The sequence below is a fragment of the Streptomyces sp. NPDC001634 genome (genome assembly GCF_040298185.1).
Classification (GTDB): domain Bacteria; phylum Actinomycetota; class Actinomycetes; order Streptomycetales; family Streptomycetaceae; genus Streptomyces.
In genome coordinates, this window is sequence record NZ_JBEOZU010000005.1 from 34,859 (window position 1) to 54,747 (window position 19,889).

Below are 19,889 nucleotides of genomic sequence, written 5' to 3' on the forward strand. Positions count from 1 at the left end.
ACGGGACCTCACGTGGTGGTGTCGTCGGACGGATCCGGCCGGGTGCCGTCCCGGTGCCGGGGCAGGCCGCCCGTCTCTCCAGATGTGCTGTTGCGAGCGGAGCCGTCGGCAGTGGAACCCCTGAGGTCCTTTCCGGCCCGCTCGCTCTCGATGAGCTCGTTCAGCCAGCGCACTTCGCGCTCCACGGACTCCATCCCGTGGCGCTGGAGCTCGAGGGTGTAGTCGTCGAGGCGCTCCCGGGTGCGAGCCAGAGAGGCGCGCATCTTCTCCAGGCGCTCCTCCAGCCGGCTGCGGCGGCCCTCGAGGACGCGCATGCGCACGTCGCGGGACGTCTGGCCGAAGAAGGCGAAACGAGCGGCGAAGTGCTCGTCCTCGTACGCGTCGGGACCCGTCTGTGAGAGGAGCTCCTCGAAGTGCTCCTTACCTTCCGCCGTCAACCGATAGACGATCTTGGCGCGGCGTCCCGCGAGGGAAGCGGCGAGGGCGTCATCGGGGCTGCTGCCCGGCTCCTCGGTCAACCAGCCGTTGGCGACCAGCGTCTTGAGGCACGGGTAGAGCGTCCCGTAGCTGAACGCACGGAATACACCCAGTGATGTATTGAGTCGTTTGCGCAGCTCGTAGCCGTGCATCGGGGACTCGCGGAGCAGGCCGAGGACGGCGAACTCGAGGATCCCGGAACGCCGGCTCATGTGCGCCTCCTTCCTGTCGCTGTCTCATCCGCGCGGTCTTTATGTCGAGCTGATGTATCGACTCGATACATCACGACGATAGAACGCCCCTCCGGATGCGACAAGAGGGGGCACGGTGAACGGAGTCACATCACCGATTCGTGGGAAGCGAATTGTCTGGTTGGGGGTGAACTTGGGGGCTCGGAGGGTTTTGGCGGTGCGTAGTCTGTGCGGCATGCACATCACCGGGAACCGAGTGACGACTGGGGGCGTCCTTGTCCTCGGTGCAGTACGGGTGAATGCCAAAACGACCGCATCCGTACTTGGGGGGGACCGGAAACCAGCCGCCGTCTCCAGGCGCGCGAGGATGCGCCTGCCCGAGGAGTAATCGTTCGATGAGCGAGCACCGTCGCAAACCGCCGCAGCCGCAGGGAGGCGGACGTGCCGCGCCCGGACGCGGCCAGTCGGCGCCCTCCGGCCGCCGCGCGGCACCGCGAGGCGCCACCGGGTCTCCTTCCGCCTCCTATGGAGCGGGAGGTGAGGAGCGCCCGTACGGTGGCCGTGCCGAGGCCCGGCGGGCAGCACAGAGAAATGGGGGCGGCCGACGTAGATCGGCCGATGGCGCGGGATACGGCCCAAGCGGTCCCGGGCGGGGCAGGGGGCGGGGTTCCGTTCCTGCCAAGAAGCGCTTCATCGACTATCCCCGCGCGGGCAAGTACGGAGTCGGGCGCTGGGTCCCGTCGTGGAAGCTGGTGTCGGGGCTGTTCATCGGTTTCATAGGAAGCCTGGTGGCGGTTGCGGGCATCGGGTACGCGATGGTGAGCGTCCCGGTCGTCGCCAAGACCGCGCAGGCCCAGAACAACGTCTACTACTGGTCCGACGGCAGCCAGATGGTGGCCACGGGGGGTGAGACGAACCGCCAGATCGTCAATCTCTCGCAGATCCCCAAGGCGATGCGGTTCGCCGTCATCTCCCAGGAGAACAAGACCTTCTACACCGACAGCGGCATCGACCCCAAGGGCATTGCGCGTGCCGTCTTCAACATGGCCACGGGTGGTCAGACCCAGGGTGGCTCCACCATCACCCAGCAGTACGTGAAGAACGCGAGGCTGGACGACCAGTCGCAGACGATCACCCGGAAGTTCAAGGAGATCTTCATCGCGATCAAGGTGGGGGCGCAGGTCCCGAAGGACGAGATCCTGGCCGGCTACCTGAACTCCGCGTACTACGGCCGGAACGCCTACGGCATCGAAGCGGCGGCGCACGCGTACTTCAACAAGCGGGCCATCCAGCTGGACCCGGGTGAGTGCGCCTTCCTGGCGGCGATGCTGAAGGGCGCCACGTATTACGACCCGGCGGGAGCGACCTCCATCGACCCGGCCGCCACTCCCCAGAACAACGGCAGGCGGGCCCTGCTGCAGATGCAGGACACCCTCAACAAGATGGTCGAGTACGGCCATCTGAGCGCTGCGGAGCGGGCCCAGTACACGAAACTGCCCAAGGTCCAGAACCCGCGGTCGAACACCCGGCTGAGTGGCCAGATCGGCTACCTCGTCGACCTGGCAAACAGCTACCTGGTCACCCACAGCAGCGAGACCCACATCACTCAGGACAAGCTGCAGCAGGGCGGCTACCAGATCTACACGACGTTCGACAAGAAGAAGGTCGGCGAGCTGGAGACCGCGGTCAAGAACGTCGAGAAGAAGAACATCAAACCCAAGGAGCGCCCGCAGACGGACACCTTCGTCCAGTTCGGCGGCGCCTCCGTGGACCCGGCCAGCGGCGCTATCAAGGCGATCTACGGCGGTGAGGATGCGACCAAGCACTTCACCAACAACGCCGACACAACCGGTGCCCAGGTGGGTTCGACGTTCAAGCCCTTCGTGCTGGCGGCCTCCATGAAGTGGGGCGTCCGCAACAAGGACCTCGGAGCCGAGCAGGCCCAGGACGAGCGCACGGTCGCCTCTCCTCAGAGTCTGTACAGCGGCAAGAACAAGCTCAAGATCAAGGAGTACAACGGCACGGTCTGGAAGAACGAGAAGGGCGAGGAGTGGCTGCAGACCAACGACGGCAACGAGTCGGTCGGAAATCCGCCCGACTACAAGATCGACCTGCGTGAGGCGATGCAGTTCTCGGTCAACACTGCCTACGTCCAGCTCGGCATGGATGTCGGCCTGGACAAGGTCAAGCAGTCGGCCCTGGACGCGGGCCTCCTCCCGGGCACCCTGGCCAGTGCCAACTACCCGTCGTTCTCCATCGGTACCTCCAGCCCGAGCGCGATCCGCATGGCCGGTGCCTACGCGACCTTCGCGGCCAGCGGCAAGCAGAACGACCCGTACTCGGTCGACAGGGTCAGCAGCAAGGACGGGACGGTCTTCCAGCACGTCAAGAAGACGAACGATGCCTTCACCCCCAAGGTCGCCGACAATGTGACCGACGTTCTGAAGACCGTGGTGGACAAGGGCACCGGTACCGCAGCCCAGCTCCCCGGCCGCGATGTGGCGGGCAAGACCGGTACGACGGACGGCAACAAGTCCGCCTGGTTCGTCGGGTACACCCCGCAGCTGTCGACTGCGATCGGCATGTACCGCATGGACGACAACGAGGCCAACAAGAACCGTCAGTTCCTGGAGATGTACGGGACGGGTGGCCAGAAGAAAATCCACGGTGCCTCGTTCCCGGCCCAGATCTGGCACGACTACATGGCCGAGGCGCTCCAGGGCCAGCCTGCGCAGCCGTTCCCGACACCTGAGCCCATCGGTGAGGTCATCAACGACACCCCGAGCCCGAGTGCGACCCCGACGCCCACGCCGAGCATCACGGCGAGCCCGACGCCGAGCCCGACGCCGAGCCTGACCCTGTCGCCCACACCCACGCCGAGCGACACCTGCGGCAACTTCAGCTGGAAGTGCGGCGGCAACAATGGCGGCCTTAATGGCGGCGGCACGGGTGGAGTGACCTCAACGCCGACCGAGACCACCACAAGTGGAAGCTCACGGGGCAATGGCAACGGCGGCATCTTCGCAGGCCCCAACGGATAGCCGTCACCGAGCGTGTTTCACGTGAAACACTCCGTTTCACGTGAAACGTCGATCGAGAGGGGCCGTCACACCGACCAGGTGTGGCGGCCCTCGGCGTTTTCCTAGGTGGATGCGGCAGGATGAGCCTCATGCCCAGTGCAGAGACGACGCGAGCCAGCGTGCACGAGCCGGACCCGGTACGGCCGACCAGGGAAGACGAGGTCGCCGCGGCCGGCAGCGAGCTGATCGGCGGCCCCATCGGACGACGCGCACTGCTCGGGACGTCCTGGTGGACTCCCGTGCGGGTCGTGGCGCTCGTCGCGATCGGCATGTTCGCCCTCGGCATGGTCCAGAAGCTGCCCTGCTACGACAGCGGCTGGTTCTTCGGCGCGAGCTCGCAGTACACGCACGCGTGCTACTCGGACATCCCCCACCTCTACCAGGGACGCGGATTCGCCGACGGGCTCGTGCCCTACTTCGACAGGCTCCCCGGCGACATGGACTACCTCGAGTATCCGGTGCTCACCGGTGTGTTCATGGAGGTCGCTTCGTGGCTGACGCCGCACAGCGGTGCCCTCCAGACCCGGGAGCAGACCTACTGGATGGTCAACGCCGGGATGCTCATGGTGTGCGCTGCGATCATCGCCGTGTGCACCGCCCGGATCCACCGCAGGCGCCCCTGGGACGGCCTCCTGGTCGCTCTTGCGCCCGCCTTCGCGCTCACGGCCACCATCAACTGGGACCTGCTCGCCGTGGCCCTGCTGGCCGCCGCGATGCTGATGTGGTCGCGTGGCAGAGCCCTGGCCTTCGGTGTCCTGGTCGGACTCGCCACGGCCGCCAAGTTCTATCCGTTCCTGGTGCTCGGACCGCTCCTCGTGCTGTGCTGGCGGGCGGGCAAGTGGCGGGAGTTCTTCACCGCCCTGCTGGGTGCCGTGGGCGCATGGCTCGTGGTCAACCTGCCGGTGATGTTCCTCGCCCCGGAGGGCTGGGCGAAGTTCTACAGCTTCAGCCGGGACCGCGGGGTCGACTTCGGCTCGGTCTTCCTGTTCATCTCGCGGTGGCTCAACATCGAGATCACCAAGGACACCGCCAACACCTGCGCGCTGATCATGATGCTGTTCGCCTGCGTGGGTATCACCGCGATGACGCTGACGGCCCCACGCCGCCCGCGCTTCGCGCAGCTCGTGTTTCTGATCGTCGCGGCGTTCATCCTCACCAACAAGGTCTACTCGCCGCAGTATGTGCTGTGGCTGGTGCCCCTTGCCGCACTGGCCCGGCCGCGCTGGCGGGACTTCCTGATCTGGCAGGCCTGCGAGGTGGCGTACTTCCTGGGGATCTGGATGTACCTCGCGTACACGACCAGCGGAGACGCCCACAAGGGACTGCCGACGGACGGATACCAAGTCGCCATCGCCGTCCACCTGTTGGGGACCCTCTACCTGTGCGCCGTCGTCGTTCGCGACATCTTCATGCCGGAACGTGACATGGTGCGCCGGGCCGGTGACGACGATCCGTCCGGCGGAGTGCTGGACGGATCGCAGGACGTCTTCGTGCTGGGCGCCGCCGCCCACCCGCCGCGCCATGCGGCGCACCTCGAGGGGCCGTACGTGGACTGGGGCGGCCGGGGTGCGGAGCCCACCGAGAATGGTTCGCCCTGAGCGAACACGTCGTAGGGGCGCCACGCAAAAGGCCGTACACGGGTTCCGTGTACGGCCTTTGTGCTGTCCGGCTCCGGACTCAGCGGTCGACGATCCGGTCGAACTGCGTGGTGGTGTGCCGCAGATGGGCCACCAGCTCGTCTCCGACCTTGGGCTCCGTGGCGTCCGAGGGGATGAACAGGATCGAGACCTGCATGTGCGGGGGCTCGGCGAACCAGCGCTGCTTGCCCGCCCAGACGAACGGCGAAAGGTTACGGTTCACCGTCGCGAGGCCGGCCCGGGCAACGCCCTTGGCGCGGGGCATGACGCCGTGCAGGGCCTTGGGGGCCTCCAGACCCACCCCGTGCGACGTTCCGCCCGCCACGACGACCAGGAACCCGTCCGAGGCCGCCTTCTGCTGCCGGTAGCCGAATCGTTCACCCTTGGAGACGCGTGTGACGTCCAGGACGGCCCCGCGGTACTCGGTCGCCTCGTGGTCCCCCAGCCACAGCCGGGTGCCGATGCGGGCGCGGAAGCGGGTCTGCGGGAACTGCTGCTGCAGCCGGACCAGTTCGTCGGCCTTGAGGTGGCTGACGAACATCGTGTGCAGCGGCAGCCGGGCCGCGCGCAGCCGGTCCATCCAGCCGATGACCTCCTCGACGGCGTCGGAGCCGTCGGTGCGGTCCAGCGGGAGGTGGATGGCGAAGCCTTCGAGGCGGATGTTCTCGATGGCGGCGTGCAGTTGCGGCAGGTCCTGCTCGCTGATGCCGTGGCGCTTCATCGAGGACATCACCTCGATGACCACACGGGCGCCCACCAGCCCGTACACGCCGTCCACGGACGACACCGAGCGGATGACACGGTCGGGCAGCGGCACGGGCTCCTCGCCCCGCCGGAACGGCGTCAGCACCAGCAGGTCGCCACCGAACCAGTCCTTGATCCGGGCCGCCTCGTACGTCGTGCCCACGGCGAGGACGTCCGCGCCCAGACGCGTGGCCTCCTCCGCCAGCCGCTCGTGGCCGAAGCCGTAGCCGTTGCCCTTGCAGACGGGGACGAGCCCCGGGAACTGCTCCTGCACCTGCTTGTGGTGTGCCCGCCAGCGCGCGGTGTCGACGTAGAGCGTGAGCGCCATGGCCGGTCCCGGAACCTTTCTCGTGGCTGGGGTATCTCAGAGGTCTGAACTGGAATTGTGACGGATCCGCCGGTCCGACGGGATGGCGCCGGGCCGCCGGAGCGGTCCGGTACGGGGCTCCGGCGTGGTCAGCGGCGCGACATGTAGATGTCGAGCGCCTTGTGGAGCAGCTTGTTGAGCGGGAAGTCCCACTCGCCGAGGTACTCGGCGGCCTGTCCGCCCGTGCCCACCTTGAACTGGATCAGACCGAAGAGGTGGTCGGTCTCGTCCAGCGAGTCGGAGATGCCCCGCAGGTCGTAGACGGTGGCGCCGAGCGCGTAGGCGTCGCGCAGCATCCGCCACTGCATGGCGTTCGAGGGCCGGACCTCACGGCCGATGTTGTCGGAGGCGCCGTAGGAGTACCAGACGTGCCCACCGACCACCAGCATCGTCGCCGCCGACAGGTTCACGCCGTTGTGGCGGGCGAAGTAGAGCCGCATGCGGTTGGGGTCCTCGGTGTTGAGGGCCGTCCACATGCGCTGGAAGTACGACAGCGGCCGGGGCCGGAAGTGGTCGCGCACCGCCGTGATCTCGTACAGCCGCTGCCATTCCTCGAGGTCGTGGTAGCCGCCCTGGACGACCTCGACACCGGCCTTCTCGGCCTTCTTGATGTTGCGGCGCCACAGCTGGTTGAAGTTCTTGTGGACCTCTTCCAGGGAACGGTTCGCCAGCGGCACCTGGAAGATGTAACGGGGCTGTACGTCGCCGAAGCCGGCGCCGCCGTCCTCGCCCTGCTGCCAGCCCATGCGGCGCAGTTTGTCGGCCACCTCGAAGGCGCGCGGCTCGATGAAGTCCGCCTCGATGTCACGCAGGCGCTTCACGTCCGGGTCCTGGATGCCCTGCTTGATGGAGTTGGCCTCCCAGCGCCGGATGATCACCGGCGGGCCCATCTTCACCGAGAAGGCCCCCTGCTGCTTGAGATGCGCCAGCATCGGCTGGATCCAGTCGTCCAGATTCGGCGCAAACCAGTTGATGACCGGACCCTCGGGCATGTACGCGAGATAGCGCTTGAGCTTGGGCAGCTGGCGGTAGAGCACCAGCCCCACGCCCACCAGTTCGCCGCTCCTGTCGAACCAGCCGAGGCTCTCGGAGCGCCACTCCGCCTTGACGTCTGCCCAGGCCGGGACCTGCATGTGGCTCGCCGCCGGCAGGCTCTGGATGTACGCCAGATGCTGCTCGCGACTGATCGTCCTCAGGGTCAGGCTCATTCGGGGCGCTCCTCGGGCTGGTGTGTCCCCATGGGTACAGGGGCTCCGGCTCTCGCGCCGAAGCCTACTGCGCCCTGCGAGCGGCCCGTCTGGCCCTATGGAACCTGTGTGCCCGGCGGGGCGCCGGACGGCGCTGCAGGCCGGTCGGCGCCCCCACTGGTCAGCCGCCGAAGACACCTCCGAAGAGGCCGCCATGGGCCATGCCGAGGAAGAAGCCGATGGCCGAGGCGCCGAGGCCCAGAATCAGCCCGAAGCGCTCACGCGTCGTCTCGGAGATGAACTGCCCGTACGCGCCCGTGACGATCCCCACCAGACCGGTCCAGGAGCTGATCAGATGCAGGTTGTGGAACATCGCCGTGACGAAGGCCGTGATCCCGAGTACCAGGGTCACCGCGAGCAGGGTGTCCTGGACGGGGTGGGCCTTGCCGTCCGTGGCGAAGAGGGAACCGGTGGTGTTGGGTCGCAATACCTGTGCCATGGGGCACCTCCTGCGGAAGGCGGCGCATCGTAGCGCCATACACACCCGATGTGTACAGATTGACGGGCTCCGCGGCCGGATTTCAACCGGAAGCACGTGTGCAGGTACTCTGTACCGTCTGCACCGGTGTCTGCCCAGGAAGAGCCAAGGAATTCATCCAGGCCGGGCCTGGGGAAACCGCCGACCGACCCCGATTGTCAGTGGCGGCCGATACCGTTGCGTACGCATCACAACCCTCCTGCCACGGAACGACCGTGGCCGCTGAGTCCAAAGGAGGTGGGTTCCACATGCGTCACTACGAGGTGATGGTCATCCTCGACCCCGATCTCGAGGAGCGCGCTGTCTCCCCGCTGATCGAGAACTTCCTTTCTGTCGTCCGTGACGGTGGCGGAAAGGTCGAGAAGGTCGACACCTGGGGCCGTCGTCGTCTCGCGTACGAGATCAAGAAGAAGCCCGAGGGCATCTACTCGGTCATCGACCTGCAGGCCGAGCCTGTGGTCGTCAAGGAGCTCGACCGCCAGATGAACCTGAACGAGTCGGTCCTCCGGACCAAGGTCCTCCGCCCCGAGACCCACTGAGCATTCCACTCAGCTGATCTCGGGATTCGAGTAGCAGCAAGCAGCCAGCAGCAAACCCGCCGAGAGGTTCCCCCATGGCAGGCGAGACCGTCATCACGGTCGTCGGCAATCTTGTCGATGACCCCGAGCTGCGCTTCACCCCGTCCGGTGCGGCGGTCGCGAAGTTCCGCGTCGCGTCCACTCCCCGCACCTTCGACCGCCAGACGAACGAGTGGAAGGACGGCGAGAGCCTGTTCCTGACCTGCTCGGTCTGGCGTCAGGCGGCGGAGAACGTCGCCGAGTCGCTCCAGCGAGGCATGCGCGTCATCGTGCAGGGCCGACTGAAGCAGCGGTCCTACGAGGACCGAGAGGGCGTCAAGCGCACGGTCTACGAGCTCGACGTCGAGGAAGTCGGCGCGAGCCTGCGCAACGCCACGGCCAAGGTCACCAAGACCGCCGGCCGCGGTGGCCAGGGTGGTTACGGCGGCGGTGGCGGCCAGGGTGGCGGCGGCTGGGGCGGTGGCCCCGGTGGCGGCCAGCAGGGCGGTGCTCCGGCCGACGATCCGTGGGCGACCGGCGCTCCGGCCGGTGGCCAGGGCGGTGGCGGCTGGGGCGGCGGCTCCGGCGGCTCCGGCGGCGGCGGCTACTCGGACGAGCCCCCCTTCTAGGCCTTCGGGCCGGGCCCTGTGGGCCGGGCCGGGTCAAGGGCGGGCCGTACCCCAAACTTCTTGATCACACAGGAGAAACACCATGGCGAAGCCGCCTGTGCGCAAGCCGAAGAAGAAGGTTTGCGCTTTCTGCAAGGACAAGGTCACGTACGTGGACTACAAGGACACGAACATGCTGCGGAAGTTCATTTCCGACCGCGGCAAGATCCGTGCCCGCCGCGTGACCGGCAACTGCACGCAGCACCAGCGTGACGTCGCCACGGCCGTGAAGAACAGCCGTGAGATGGCGCTGCTGCCCTATACCTCCACCGCGCGCTAAGGGAAGGGTGACCGACTCATGAAGATCATCCTCACCCACGAGGTCTCCGGCCTCGGTGCCGCGGGCGACGTCGTCGACGTCAAGGACGGTTACGCTCGCAACTACCTGATCCCGCGGAAGTTCGCGATCCGCTGGACCAAGGGTGGCGAGAAGGACGTCGAGCAGATCCGTCGTGCTCGCAAGATCCACGAGATCCAGACCATCGAGCAGGCCAACCAGATCAAGGCCCAGCTCGAGGGCGTGAAGGTCCGCCTGGCCGTCCGCTCCGGCGACTCCGGCCGTCTCTTCGGTTCCGTCACCCCGGCCGACATCGCTTCGGCGATCAAGGCCTCCGGTGGCCCCGAGGTCGACAAGCGCCGCATCGAGCTGGGCGCGCCGATCAAGACGCTGGGCGCGCACGAGACGTCCGTGCGTCTGCACCCCGAGGTTGCCGCCAAGGTCAACATCGAGGTTGTCGCAGCCTGACACTGCGTTCGGCTTGAACAGCTGCTCGGCTTGAACAGCTGAGAGAAGGGCCGCACCCGTCTTGGGTGCGGCCCTTCTTCGTGGCTGGAGGAAGCACTGGAGCAAGTAGTTGGGTTCCGTTTCACGTGAAACAGCGTGAATCGCGGCCATGTTTCACGTGAAACAGCACGAAGTCGAGGCCGTCGACCGGTCAGCGCGTCGCGCCTGTCACGATCCAGCGGCCCGAGCGGGAGCGCAGCCACAGCGTGAGCATTCGTACCGTCATCATCAGCGTCATCGCGGCCCACAGGGCGGTGAGTCCGCCGCCGAGGACCGGGACGATCAGGGCCACGGGAGCGAAGACCACCAGTGTCAGCAACATCGCCCACGCCAGATACGGTCCGTCCCCCGCGCCCATCAGCACGCCGTCCAGCACGAAGACGATGCCGCAGATGGGCTGCGACACCGCCACGAGCACGAGAGCGGGCAGGGCCGCATGGTGGACGGCCGTGTCGCTGGTGAACAGCGGTAGGAACAGCGGCCGGGCCGCGAGGACCAGTAGTCCGAGGACGACCCCTGTGACGGTTCCCCACTGCACCATGCGTCGGCATGCCTCGCGGGCGCCCTGAGCGTCGCCGGCGCCGAGAAACCGCCCGATGATGGCCTGCCCTGCGATGGCGATCGCGTCCAGGGCGAAGGCGAGCAGGCTCCACAGAGACAGGATGATCTGGTGGGCGGCGATGTCCGCGTCCCCGAGGCGGGCGGCAACGGCAGTGGCGATCATCAGGATCGCCCGCAGGGAGAGCGTACGGACCAGCAGGGGCAATCCCGCCTGTGCACAGGCACGTATCCCGGCCGCGTCCGGGCGCAGCGACGCACCGTGCCGACGCGCTCCGCGGATGACGACGTGCAGGTACATCGCTGCGATGCCGCACTGGGCGATGACGGTGCCCCAGGCGGAACCGGCGATGCCCAGGCCGACGCCATATACGAGGCCCGCGTTGAGCGCGGCGTTCGCGACGAAGCCGCCGACGGCGACGTACAACGGCGTCCTCGTGTCCTGCAGACCGCGCAGGACACCCGTCGCAGCGAGCACGACCAGCATCGCGGGGATGCCGAGTGCCGAGATCCTCAGATACGTCGTCGCATACGGGGCGGCCGTCTGCGAGGCACCGAAGAGGTCCACGATGCCGGGGGCCGTGGGCAGGAGCACGGCGATGACGCCTGCCCCCAGCAGCAGCGCCAGCCAGATGCCGTCCATGCCCTGGCGGATGGCGGCTCGCAGATCGCCAGCGCCGACGCGACGGGCGACCGCTGCTGTGGTGGCGTATGCGAGGAAGATGAAGACGCTCACAGCCGTGGTGAGAAGCACCGAAGCGACGGCGAGGCCGGCCAGTTGTGCGGTGCCGAGATGGCCGACGATCGCGCTGTCGGCCATCACGAAGAGGGGCTCTGCGACGAGTGCGCCGAAGGCCGGAACGGCCAGGGTGACGATCTCCCGGTCGTGCCGACGTCGGATGGCGCGGGGTGTCGCGGGAGCGTGTGTCATGGCCATCAATCTAATCGTCCACAGGTAAGAGATGCAATCGGGTACTGGTCCTTACTTCGGCTCTAGCGGGGTGTGGCGCTGTGTACCGTTCGCGGCGATCTTGATCCGACTGGGGAAGTTTTTCTTCTGCACAGCCGGTGGACGGGAAAAGTGCAGGTCAGGGTCGATTCAGTGGACGGACTGAGGGCTTGTTCACAGGGCTGTCCACCGTGTCGTGCACAGGTTTCGCGGAGTTGTCCACAGCATCGGGGCCGTCGTCCACATGGCCTGTGGATAACCAGATTGGCTGACGGTGCCGACGGGCCTAACGTGGTCCGGCGCCCGCTCCCCCCTCCGTCCTCGGAAAACGTGCAAACCCGACGCGTCTGAACCGGAGCTGGGCTTCTCGGTTTGTCAGTGTCGTGCCCTAGAAATGAGGTGCACGGCGAGGTCCGCGCGGCGGACGGGAGGAGGCGGCCCGGTGAGCATTTCCGAGCCCTTGGACGATCCGTGGGCCGACAGCGGTCCCAGTGATCGTGTCCCCGCCTCCCGTCAGCGCCGTGACGGCGGCCGGGGTCGCGACGAGCAGCACGACCGGGGTTCGGACAGCGGGGCGTGGGACGGTGCGGGCTCCTCCTTCGAGCGCGTCCCGCCCCAGGACCTGGACGCCGAGCAGTCCGTCCTCGGCGGCATGCTCCTGTCCAAGGACGCGATCGCCGACGTCGTCGAGGTCCTCAAGGGCCATGACTTCTACCGGCCCGCACACGAGACGATCTACCAGGCGATCCTCGACCTGTATGCGAAGGGCGAGCCGGCCGACCCCATCACGGTCGCAGCCGAGCTGACCAAACGCGGCGAGATCACCAAAGTCGGCGGCGCCCCCTATCTGCACACGCTGGTCCAGACGGTCCCGACCGCGGCGAACGCGGAGTACTACGCGCAGATCGTGCACGAGCGTGCGGTCCTGCGCCGTCTGGTCGAGGCCGGTACGCGCATCACACAGATGGGATACGCGGCGGACGGCGATATCGACGAGATCGTCAACAGCGCCCAGGCCGAGATCTTCGCTGTCACCGAGCAGCGCACCGCTGAGGACTATCTGCCGCTCAGCGAGATCATGGAAGGTGCGCTCGACGAGATCGAGGCGATCGGCTCGCGGTCGGGGGAGATGACCGGTGTACCGACCGGCTTCACCGACCTCGACCAGCTCACCAATGGTCTGCACCCCGGTCAGATGATCATCATCGCAGCCCGTCCTGCAATGGGTAAGTCGACGCTCGCCCTGGACTTCGCTCGCGCCGCATCGATCAAGCACAACCTGCCGAGCGTGATCTTCTCGCTCGAAATGGGCCGCAACGAGATCGCCATGCGTCTGTTGTCCGCCGAGGCGCGGGTGGCCCTGCACCACATGCGGTCCGGCACGATGACGGACGAGGACTGGACCCGGCTCGCGCGCCGTATGCCGGACGTCTCGGCCGCCCCCCTCTACATCGACGACTCGCCGAACCTGTCGATGATGGAGATCCGCGCCAAGTGCCGCCGCCTGAAGCAGCGCAACGACCTGAAACTGGTCGTCATCGACTACCTGCAGCTCATGCAGTCCGGCTCCAAGCGGTCCGAGAGCCGACAGCAGGAGGTCTCCGAGATGTCGCGAAACCTGAAGCTTCTGGCCAAGGAACTGGAACTGCCGGTGATCGCGCTCTCGCAGCTCAACCGAGGCCCCGAGCAGCGCACGGACAAGAAGCCCATGGTGTCCGACCTGCGTGAGTCCGGCTCGATCGAGCAGGACGCCGACATGGTGATCCTGCTGCACCGCGAGGATGCGTACGAGAAGGAGTCGCCACGCGCGGGCGAGGCGGACATCATCGTGGGCAAGCACCGTAACGGCCCCACGGCGACGATCACGGTCGCGTTCCAGGGCCACTACTCCCGTTTCGTGGACATGGCGCAGACCTGACCGGCCTCTGCTGGGTCTCAATATCCGTGGCACAGTCTCAGGTCCGGTGGCACGGCGATGGCATTTACGCCGTCGGTGTGAGGCGCGCAGGTCGAAGTTCTCACTTCTTGAGGAAGGTGGCCGCGGCCACCGAGCGTCTCACCGCCCCAGACCGGCAGCCTTGATCGGGCGCTGCGCGAAGACGTCCTCACGGCGGTCTTCCAGCTGCCGCCATGCGTTCTTGCGGTCCCGCTGGGAGAGCCGGTCAAGATACCTGTGGCCGGCGAGATGATCGGTCTCATGCACGGGGTCGTGCACGCCCCTGGCGCCTGAGGCAGCACACCCCAACCACCGGTGCACCCGCGGAGGAGCAGTTCGGCGACTTGGCCCGAGGGCTGGAGGACGAGAGCCGGCAGCGATGGCTCGCCCAACGCGACCAAGCGCCGACGGAATGGCGCCACGACGAGCCTTCAGCGCCGTCGCTTACCTGAGGCCCGAAGAGATGAGGCGGGTCGCGGACGCCATCCGACGGGTACTCGCCCCTTACCGAGCCCGCGACGAGGCTGAGACAGCAGGCAGATGCCGCGGCGTGAGACAACCCGAAAACGTCAGGTCATCGCGTCCTTGCAGGACGCGGAAGGTGAGAACCTACACCGCCCACGCAAGGTGGGTCATCCGACGACCTTGTACAGAACCTGTCGGTCCGGCCTGACGGCCACCATGCGCAGTGCCGGGTCGTTGTCGGGGAGGCCGCCGTCACCGACTCCGCGGAGGAGCCACTTGGCGTGGTAGCGATGTAGCGCGGCCAACTGCTCGTTGCGTGTGGCATCGGGAGAGAAGAAGCGCGCGACGGTGGTGTACCTCTCCTGCTCGTCCGGCAGGAAGACGTCCTCGAAGCCGGGGGCCACGGTGTAGGCGCCGTACGCCGGGATCATCGTGCTTGCGGCGAACGTCGCCATGACTGTGTCGCCGGGCTTCACCCATGGCGTCATCCAGTCGTAGCCCTGCCGGGTGGGCCAGGTTTTCTCCTGCACAGCCTGTGGCAGCGCGTCACCTACGAACACATAGCCGAGCGTGCCGGCCTGAGCCCAGCAGCCGATCAGCAAGGCGGCACTTGCGATCGTCAGGAAGGCGTTACGGGCGAGCCTGCCGACGCCTTCGGCCAGTGTGAGTGCGAGGGCCAGTTGTGCGGGGATGACAGCTGCGGGCAGAGCCCTACCCCAGGACCAGTGGTCCGTGAGACCGCCGGCCAGAACTGTCAGCGTGCCGAGCAGGCAAAAGATGGCGAGCGGGTCGCGCTTGTTCCGCCACCACCGGTGCAGCAGGACCAGCACTCCAACCGACGCGGGACCGAACCGCGACCACATGTCGCTGTACAGCGGGCGGTGGATCTCCTCGAGCCCCTGGAACCCGAACAGGGAGAAGAACGAGTAGTACGGCCACAGAGCGACCACCGTGAGGCCGAGCGCCAGCCCCGTTCCGCAACGCATCCAGACGACCCGGTTCGGCCAGGGCCGTGTGCCGAGCAGGACAGCCATGGCCCCGAGCGTGGCGACCACCCCCGAGAACTGGTGGCTGAGGAGGATCACCGCCCACAGCAGGCCGAGCCCGAGAAATGCCCGCCAGGGGGCTGATGAGCGCAGTGCCTTGGTGAGCAGTGCCCAGAAGTGGAAGGAGAGCGCGACCACGAATGTGCTGGGGTAGGAGATGACCAGTGCGAGGGAGCCGAGTTCGAGGAATCCGCTCCATGCCAGCCATGGGGGACCCCAGAGCAACAGAAGGCAGAGCACGGCCAGGTGGGGTGCCAGGCGACGGTTGCTGAGCGTCCGTGTGAAGTGCCAGATGCCGGTGAGCAGGAGGGTGAGTGTGACCAAGGCGGCGAGGCGGAGGATGGAGAAGGTGTTCCATCCGCTCGCCTTGGCCACGATGCCGAGCAGCACGGTCCACGGCGAGTAGTACGGACTGTCGGTGTCGGCGTCGACCTGTGGGCTGCCCGGATGGAACGGATCGGCCCTCAGACGCTCGATGGTGGCGGCGTGGAGGCCCAGGTCACCCAACCATGCCAGCCGCACGATCAGGAGCAGCAGGAACACGGTCAGCAGTACAACCGCGGTGCGTACGAGAGAGCTGGCGGCGGCATCGAAGTGCCAACGGGCCCGTGACCCGGGGTGAACGCCGGGGCTGTCTCCGCCGGCTTGGTCGAGAGGGTCTTGCCGCTTGCCGGGATGCTGCCCGGAGAGGACCGTGTCCGTCACCGCGGACCTCGATGACGGCACGTGGGGCGAGGCGTTATCGGCCTTTGGGTGGTTCATGCGCTGGTATTTACCAGTTTCGACACATCCGACAGCAGACGTGTCATGCGTGTCGTGCCGGTGACCTCGGGTAAAAGCACTCGACGTGGGATGCGGGGGCGGGTGGACTGGGGGCCATGACGAGATCTCAGGAAGAGCTGCTTCCCGCCACACGCCGGGCCCTGCTGCACCGGATCGCCGTGGCACAGGCCGAGGGACGGGCGCCGTCGCTGGTGGCGGCGGTCGTCCGGGACGGGCGGACGGTGTGGCACGGCTCCCGAACGTCCGTGGACGGCCATGCCCCGGATGAGAACGTGCAGTACCGGATCGGCTCGATCACCAAGACGTTCACCGCGGTCCTCGTGCTGCGGCTGCGCGACGAGGGCGTCCTGGACCTGGGTGATCCCCTGGAGAAGCATCTGCCCGGTACCGCCGCGGGGGAGGCCACCATCGCCCAACTGCTCGCTCACACGGGCGGTCTGGCGGCCGAGTCGCCGGCGCCGTGGTGGGAGCGCACGCCCGGCTCGTTGCGCCCCGAACTCGCGGACGTGCTGGGCAAGCAGCCCCTGCGGCACCCGGTCGGCCGCAGGTTCCACTACTCCAACCCCGGCTATACCCTCCTGGGTGCGCTGGTCGAGGAGTTGTGCAGGGCTCCCTGGGAGGACGTGCTGCGGCGCGAGGTGCTGGAACCGCTGGGGCTGCACCGCACGAGCGGCCGTCCTCAGGCGCCGCACGCGGGCGGCTGGGCCGTGCACCCCTGGGCGGACGTGATGCTCCCGGAGCCCGCCGAGGACCTCGGCCGGATGGCACCCGCGGGTCAACTCTGGTCGACCACCGGCGATCTGGCGCGCTTCGCCGCGTTCCTCGCCCGTGGAGACGACAAGGTGCTGAGCCCGGAGTCCGTCCAGGAAATGAGGACGCCCGCCGCGCCGGCCGAGGCCGCGGACGTGGCTGCCGGTTACGCCTACTGTCTCGGACTGGAGCTACGGCGCCGGGATGGCCGTCTTCTCGTCGGGCACTCCGGCTCGCTGCCGGGCTTCCTCGCGAACCTCACGTTGAGCGTTGAGGACGATGTGGCGGCCGTCGTTCTCGCCAACTGCACCTCGGGGCCCCTGCTCTCCACCGTCGCCGCCGATCTCGTCGGCATCGTGGCCGAGGCCGAACCACGGATTCCCGAGCCTTGGCGGCCGCTGCCCGACGTCGACCGGGCGGTACTGGAGCTGGCGGGGCAGTGGTACTGGGGCACGCAGGGCTACGTACTGCGGCTGACGGACGACGAGGGTGTCTCGTTGGAGCCGCTCTCCGGTGTGGGCCGTCGCTCGCGCCTGCGGTCCAATGGTGACGGCACCTGGACAGGGCTCGACGGCTACTACGCAGGAGAGCTTCTGAAGGCCGTACGGCGGCCGGACGGGTCCGTGAGCCATCTGGACCTGGGGTCGTTCGTGTTCACGCGGCAGCCGTACGACGAAGGGTCTCCTGTACCCGGTGGGGTGGACCCGGAGGGCTGGAGCGGAATCCGCTAGGCGCCCCTGTCATCGGAGAGGGGCATGTTTCACGTGAAACATGCCCCTTCCTTACTAGCCGGTGTCAGAGCGGCCTGACCGGTATCAGAGTGACCGCTTGAAGCCCACATGCGAGGCTTCGAATCCCAGACGCTCGTAGAAGCGGTGGGCGTCGGTGCGGGTGGCATCGGAGGTCAGCTGGACCAACTGGCAGTCATGGCGTCGGGATTCCTCGATCACCCACTCGATGAGCTGCGTACCGAGGCCGCTGCCGCGCTCGTCGGCGTGGATACGAACGGCCTCGATGAGCGAGCGGGTCGCACCCTTGCGGGACAGACCCGGGATGATCGTCAGCTGGAGGGTGCCGATGACACGTCCGTCGCGTACGGCGACCACGAGATGCTGGTTCGGATCGCTGCTCAGCCGGTCCAGCGCGCGCAGATACGGCGCCAGGTCATCCGGTGACTCGCGATGAGCGCCCAGCGGGTCATCGGCGAGCAGGGCGACGATCGCGGGGACGTCGTCCGCGCCGGCGGGGCGTATTTCAAGATCTCCCATGCCTTCACCCTATGCAAGCCCGCACGACCTCTGGGTGAAGCAGGGCCTCTGGGCGAAGAGGGGGCGAGTGCGCCTCAGGCGGGCACGCTCAGGGACTCGACCGCGTGGACCAGAGGCGCCAGCTCGGGGTTCTTCGCCGCCTCGTCCAGCGCCTCGCGCAGGGCGGCGTCATTGGTGGGACGGGCCTCTTCCAGGAGTTCGAGGCCCGTCTCGCTGACGTTGGTGTAGATCCCGCGTCGATCGGTGGGGCAGAGGTAGCGCGAGAGCAAGCCACGGTCCTCCAGCCTGGTGACCAGCCGGGTCGTGGCGCTCTGGCTGAGGACCACCGCGTCCGCGACCTGCTTCATCTGCAGATGTCCCCCTTCGCCGTCGTGCTGTCGGCTGAGGACGTCGAGCAGGGAGTACTCCCGCACGCTCAGTCCGTGCTTGGCCTGCAGGGCGCGCTCCAGACGGGCCTCGATCCTCCCGTGCAGCAGGGAGAGGGCGCACCACCTCTGGGCCAGGGCGGTGAGCGCGGGGTCCGTCGCTGTCATGGCGTTCTCCTCCGTCCCGGAGCGACTCACATCCAGGATAGGGCACGACTGCAATAGCCCGCTGTTGCATATATAGCGCGTCTGCAATTATTGTGAAGGCGAGTTAAGCGCACATGCAATCGTTCGGGAAGGTCTACCCCATGCCTCTCGCGCTTCTGGCCCTCGCGATCGGGGCCTTCGGAATCGGAACCACGGAATTTGTGATCATGGGTGTGCTGCCCGAGGTGGCAGACGACTTCGGGGTCTCCATTCCCACCGCCGGGCTGCTCGTGACGGGCTACGCACTGGGAGTGATGTTCGGAGCCCCGATCATGACCGCGCTCGGCACCAAGGTCTCCCGCAAGCGGATGCTGATACTGCTGATGGGTCTGTTCATCCTCGGCAACCTGCTCTCCGCCGCCGCCCCGAACTTCGGGCTGATGCTGGCGGGCCGGGTGGTGGCCTCCCTCGCCCACGGCGCGTTCTTCGGCATCGGCTCGGTGGTGGCCGCCGAACTGGTCGCCCCGGAGAAGAAGGCCGGCGCCATCTCCATGATGTTCAGCGGCCTGACCGTCGCCAACGTCGTCGGCGTCCCGCTCGGCACGCTCATCGGGCAGTCCGTCGGCTGGCGGGTCACCTTCGCACTCGTCGCAGCGCTCGGAGTGATCGGACTGGTCGGGGTCGCGAAACTGGTTCCCGAGATACCCAAGCCGCACGGCGTGCACCTGCGCCATGAGCTGGCCGCCTTCAAGAACGTGCAGGTGTTGCTCGCCATGGCGATGACTGTCCTGGGCTTCGGCGGTGTATTCGCGGCGATCACCTACATCGCGCCGATGATGACCCACGTCACCGGATTCGCCGATGGGTCGGTCACCTGGCTGCTGGTCCTGTTCGGCCTCGGCATGGTCGGCGGCAACCTCCTCGGTGGCAGGTACGCGGACCGCGCGCTGATGCCGATGCTGTACGTGTCGCTCGGAGGCCTCGCGCTCGTGCTCGCGCTGTTCACCGTGACCGCGCACAACAAGGCCCTCGCCGCGCTCACCATTGTGCTGATCGGCGCCCTGGGGTTCTCGACGGTGCCTCCGCTGCAGAAGCGGGTCCTGGACCACGCCCACGGCGCCCCGACCCTGGCCTCGGCCGTGAACATCGGCGCCTTCAACCTCGGCAACGCCCTGTCGGCCTGGCTCGGCGGCCTCGTCATCGCAGCCGGCCTCGGCTACGCCGCCCCCAATTGGGTCGGCGCCGTCCTCGCCGTGTCCGCCCTGTTGCTGGCTCTCCTCTCCTCCGCCCTGGAGCGCCGTGAGACGGCTCCCAGCGCGGTCGTGGCGGGCGCCACACCCGGAGAACGGCGGACCGCCGTCCACCACTGAACGAAGAGCCCACTGAAGAACC

The 19,889-nt window shown here is 67.4% G+C and carries 18 protein-coding genes; 9 read left to right on the forward strand and 9 right to left on the reverse strand.

Annotated elements, in window-relative coordinates:
* Positions 1 to 8: 8 nt before the first annotated feature.
* Positions 9 to 689, reverse strand: a complete 681-nt coding sequence (locus ABT186_RS04525) for a PadR family transcriptional regulator (protein WP_351221266.1) — start codon at positions 687 to 689, stop codon at positions 9 to 11.
* 374 nt (positions 690 to 1,063) lie between these two features.
* On the opposite strand from ABT186_RS04525, the gene ABT186_RS04530 reads away from it, so the two are divergent.
* The gene (locus ABT186_RS04530; RefSeq protein ID WP_351221265.1) at positions 1,064 to 3,709 is read left to right on the forward strand and encodes a transglycosylase domain-containing protein; all 2,646 of its coding nucleotides are present in this window, start codon (positions 1,064 to 1,066) and stop codon (positions 3,707 to 3,709) included.
* Positions 3,710 to 3,837: 128 nt separating this feature from the next.
* Positions 3,838 to 5,346 (forward strand): glycosyltransferase family 87 protein, encoded by a 1,509-nt coding sequence (locus tag ABT186_RS04535; protein WP_351221264.1) that lies wholly within the window; start codon positions 3,838 to 3,840, stop codon positions 5,344 to 5,346.
* A gap of 79 nt (positions 5,347 to 5,425) precedes the next feature.
* Here ABT186_RS04535 and ABT186_RS04540 read toward each other — a convergent pair whose 3' ends face one another.
* From ABT186_RS04540 to ABT186_RS04550, 3 genes are all read right to left on the reverse strand, one after another.
* Complete coding sequence (locus ABT186_RS04540; RefSeq protein WP_351221263.1) at positions 5,426 to 6,457, reverse strand: alanine racemase; 1,032 nt, start codon at positions 6,455 to 6,457, stop codon at positions 5,426 to 5,428.
* 128 nt (positions 6,458 to 6,585) lie between these two features.
* Entirely contained in the window at positions 6,586 to 7,704 is a 1,119-nt protein-coding gene (gene femX / locus ABT186_RS04545) for a peptidoglycan bridge formation glycyltransferase FemX (RefSeq protein ID WP_351221262.1), read from the reverse strand.
* A 160-nt stretch (positions 7,705 to 7,864) separates the two neighbouring features.
* A complete protein-coding gene (locus ABT186_RS04550; RefSeq protein WP_351221261.1) occupies positions 7,865 to 8,182 on the reverse strand; it encodes a hypothetical protein in 318 nt (105 codons plus the stop codon).
* Between the two features lie 287 nt (positions 8,183 to 8,469).
* Between ABT186_RS04550 and rpsF the strand changes: the two genes are divergently transcribed.
* The 4 genes from rpsF to rplI all read left to right on the forward strand — a co-directional run bounded on the left by rpsF (position 8,470) and on the right by rplI (position 10,191).
* Entirely contained in the window at positions 8,470 to 8,760 is a 291-nt protein-coding gene (gene rpsF, locus ABT186_RS04555; RefSeq protein WP_351221260.1) for a 30S ribosomal protein S6, read from the forward strand.
* Between the two features lie 74 nt (positions 8,761 to 8,834).
* Positions 8,835 to 9,407 carry a single-stranded DNA-binding protein gene (locus ABT186_RS04560; protein ID WP_351923516.1) on the forward strand — a complete coding sequence of 191 codons (573 nt, stop codon included), beginning with the start codon at positions 8,835 to 8,837 and terminating at the stop codon, positions 9,405 to 9,407.
* Positions 9,408 to 9,489: 82 nt separating this feature from the next.
* A complete protein-coding gene (gene rpsR, locus ABT186_RS04565) occupies positions 9,490 to 9,726 on the forward strand; it encodes a 30S ribosomal protein S18 (RefSeq protein WP_003949403.1) in 237 nt (78 codons plus the stop codon).
* A gap of 18 nt (positions 9,727 to 9,744) precedes the next feature.
* Complete coding sequence (rplI, locus tag ABT186_RS04570; RefSeq protein ID WP_351221258.1) at positions 9,745 to 10,191, forward strand: 50S ribosomal protein L9; 447 nt, start codon at positions 9,745 to 9,747, stop codon at positions 10,189 to 10,191.
* A gap of 190 nt (positions 10,192 to 10,381) precedes the next feature.
* On the opposite strand, the gene ABT186_RS04575 is transcribed toward rplI, so the two are convergent.
* Positions 10,382 to 11,719 (reverse strand): MATE family efflux transporter, encoded by a 1,338-nt coding sequence (locus ABT186_RS04575; RefSeq protein WP_351923518.1) that lies wholly within the window; start codon positions 11,717 to 11,719, stop codon positions 10,382 to 10,384.
* A 460-nt stretch (positions 11,720 to 12,179) separates the two neighbouring features.
* Here ABT186_RS04575 and dnaB point away from each other — a divergent pair, with 460 nt between their 5' ends.
* Positions 12,180 to 13,655, forward strand: a complete 1,476-nt coding sequence (gene dnaB, locus ABT186_RS04580) for a replicative DNA helicase (protein ID WP_351221256.1) — start codon at positions 12,180 to 12,182, stop codon at positions 13,653 to 13,655.
* Between the two features lie 138 nt (positions 13,656 to 13,793).
* Here the strand turns inward: dnaB and ABT186_RS04585 are convergent, their stop codons facing one another.
* Complete coding sequence (locus ABT186_RS04585) at positions 13,794 to 13,952, reverse strand: hypothetical protein (RefSeq protein ID WP_502973137.1); 159 nt, start codon at positions 13,950 to 13,952, stop codon at positions 13,794 to 13,796.
* Positions 13,953 to 14,305: 353 nt separating this feature from the next.
* On the reverse strand, positions 14,306 to 15,889 hold the full coding sequence (locus tag ABT186_RS04595) for a putative glycosyltransferase family protein (RefSeq protein WP_351923520.1): 1,584 nt from the start codon (positions 15,887 to 15,889) through the stop codon (positions 14,306 to 14,308).
* A 173-nt stretch (positions 15,890 to 16,062) separates the two neighbouring features.
* On the opposite strand from ABT186_RS04595, the gene ABT186_RS04600 reads away from it, so the two are divergent.
* Positions 16,063 to 17,448: a serine hydrolase domain-containing protein gene (locus tag ABT186_RS04600; protein WP_351221254.1), complete on the forward strand. Its 1,386-nt coding sequence runs from the start codon at positions 16,063 to 16,065 to the stop codon at positions 17,446 to 17,448.
* 84 nt (positions 17,449 to 17,532) lie between these two features.
* Here the strand turns inward: ABT186_RS04600 and ABT186_RS04605 are convergent, their stop codons facing one another.
* Together ABT186_RS04605 and ABT186_RS04610 are read right to left on the reverse strand one after the other, a co-directional pair.
* Positions 17,533 to 17,985 (reverse strand): GNAT family N-acetyltransferase, encoded by a 453-nt coding sequence (locus ABT186_RS04605; RefSeq protein WP_351221253.1) that lies wholly within the window; start codon positions 17,983 to 17,985, stop codon positions 17,533 to 17,535.
* Between the two features lie 74 nt (positions 17,986 to 18,059).
* Positions 18,060 to 18,518, reverse strand: coding sequence for a MarR family winged helix-turn-helix transcriptional regulator (locus tag ABT186_RS04610; RefSeq protein ID WP_351221252.1), 459 nt, complete (start codon positions 18,516 to 18,518; stop codon positions 18,060 to 18,062).
* 140 nt (positions 18,519 to 18,658) lie between these two features.
* Between ABT186_RS04610 and ABT186_RS04615 the strand changes: the two genes are divergently transcribed.
* Positions 18,659 to 19,867 (forward strand): MFS transporter, encoded by a 1,209-nt coding sequence (locus ABT186_RS04615; protein WP_351221251.1) that lies wholly within the window; start codon positions 18,659 to 18,661, stop codon positions 19,865 to 19,867.
* Positions 19,868 to 19,889: the final 22 nt, after the last annotated feature.

Coding starts and splice junctions, on each gene's coding strand:
- ABT186_RS04525 (WP_351221266.1), bottom strand. CDS start 689: ATGAGCCGGCGTTCCGGGATCCTCGAGTTCGCCGTCCTCGGCCTGCTC.
- ABT186_RS04530 (WP_351221265.1), top strand. CDS start 1,064: ATGAGCGAGCACCGTCGCAAACCGCCGCAGCCGCAGGGAGGCGGACGT.
- ABT186_RS04535 (WP_351221264.1), top strand. CDS start 3,838: ATGCCCAGTGCAGAGACGACGCGAGCCAGCGTGCACGAGCCGGACCCG.
- ABT186_RS04540 (WP_351221263.1), bottom strand. CDS start 6,457: ATGGCGCTCACGCTCTACGTCGACACCGCGCGCTGGCGGGCACACCAC.
- femX (WP_351221262.1), bottom strand. CDS start 7,704: ATGAGCCTGACCCTGAGGACGATCAGTCGCGAGCAGCATCTGGCGTAC.
- ABT186_RS04550 (WP_351221261.1), bottom strand. CDS start 8,182: ATGGCACAGGTATTGCGACCCAACACCACCGGTTCCCTCTTCGCCACG.
- rpsF (WP_351221260.1), top strand. CDS start 8,470: ATGCGTCACTACGAGGTGATGGTCATCCTCGACCCCGATCTCGAGGAG.
- ABT186_RS04560 (WP_351923516.1), top strand. CDS start 8,835: ATGGCAGGCGAGACCGTCATCACGGTCGTCGGCAATCTTGTCGATGAC.
- rpsR (WP_003949403.1), top strand. CDS start 9,490: ATGGCGAAGCCGCCTGTGCGCAAGCCGAAGAAGAAGGTTTGCGCTTTC.
- rplI (WP_351221258.1), top strand. CDS start 9,745: ATGAAGATCATCCTCACCCACGAGGTCTCCGGCCTCGGTGCCGCGGGC.
- ABT186_RS04575 (WP_351923518.1), bottom strand. CDS start 11,719: ATGACACACGCTCCCGCGACACCCCGCGCCATCCGACGTCGGCACGAC.
- ABT186_RS04600 (WP_351221254.1), top strand. CDS start 16,063: ATGACGAGATCTCAGGAAGAGCTGCTTCCCGCCACACGCCGGGCCCTG.
- ABT186_RS04605 (WP_351221253.1), bottom strand. CDS start 17,985: ATGGGAGATCTTGAAATACGCCCCGCCGGCGCGGACGACGTCCCCGCG.
- ABT186_RS04610 (WP_351221252.1), bottom strand. CDS start 18,518: ATGACAGCGACGGACCCCGCGCTCACCGCCCTGGCCCAGAGGTGGTGC.
- ABT186_RS04615 (WP_351221251.1), top strand. CDS start 18,659: ATGCCTCTCGCGCTTCTGGCCCTCGCGATCGGGGCCTTCGGAATCGGA.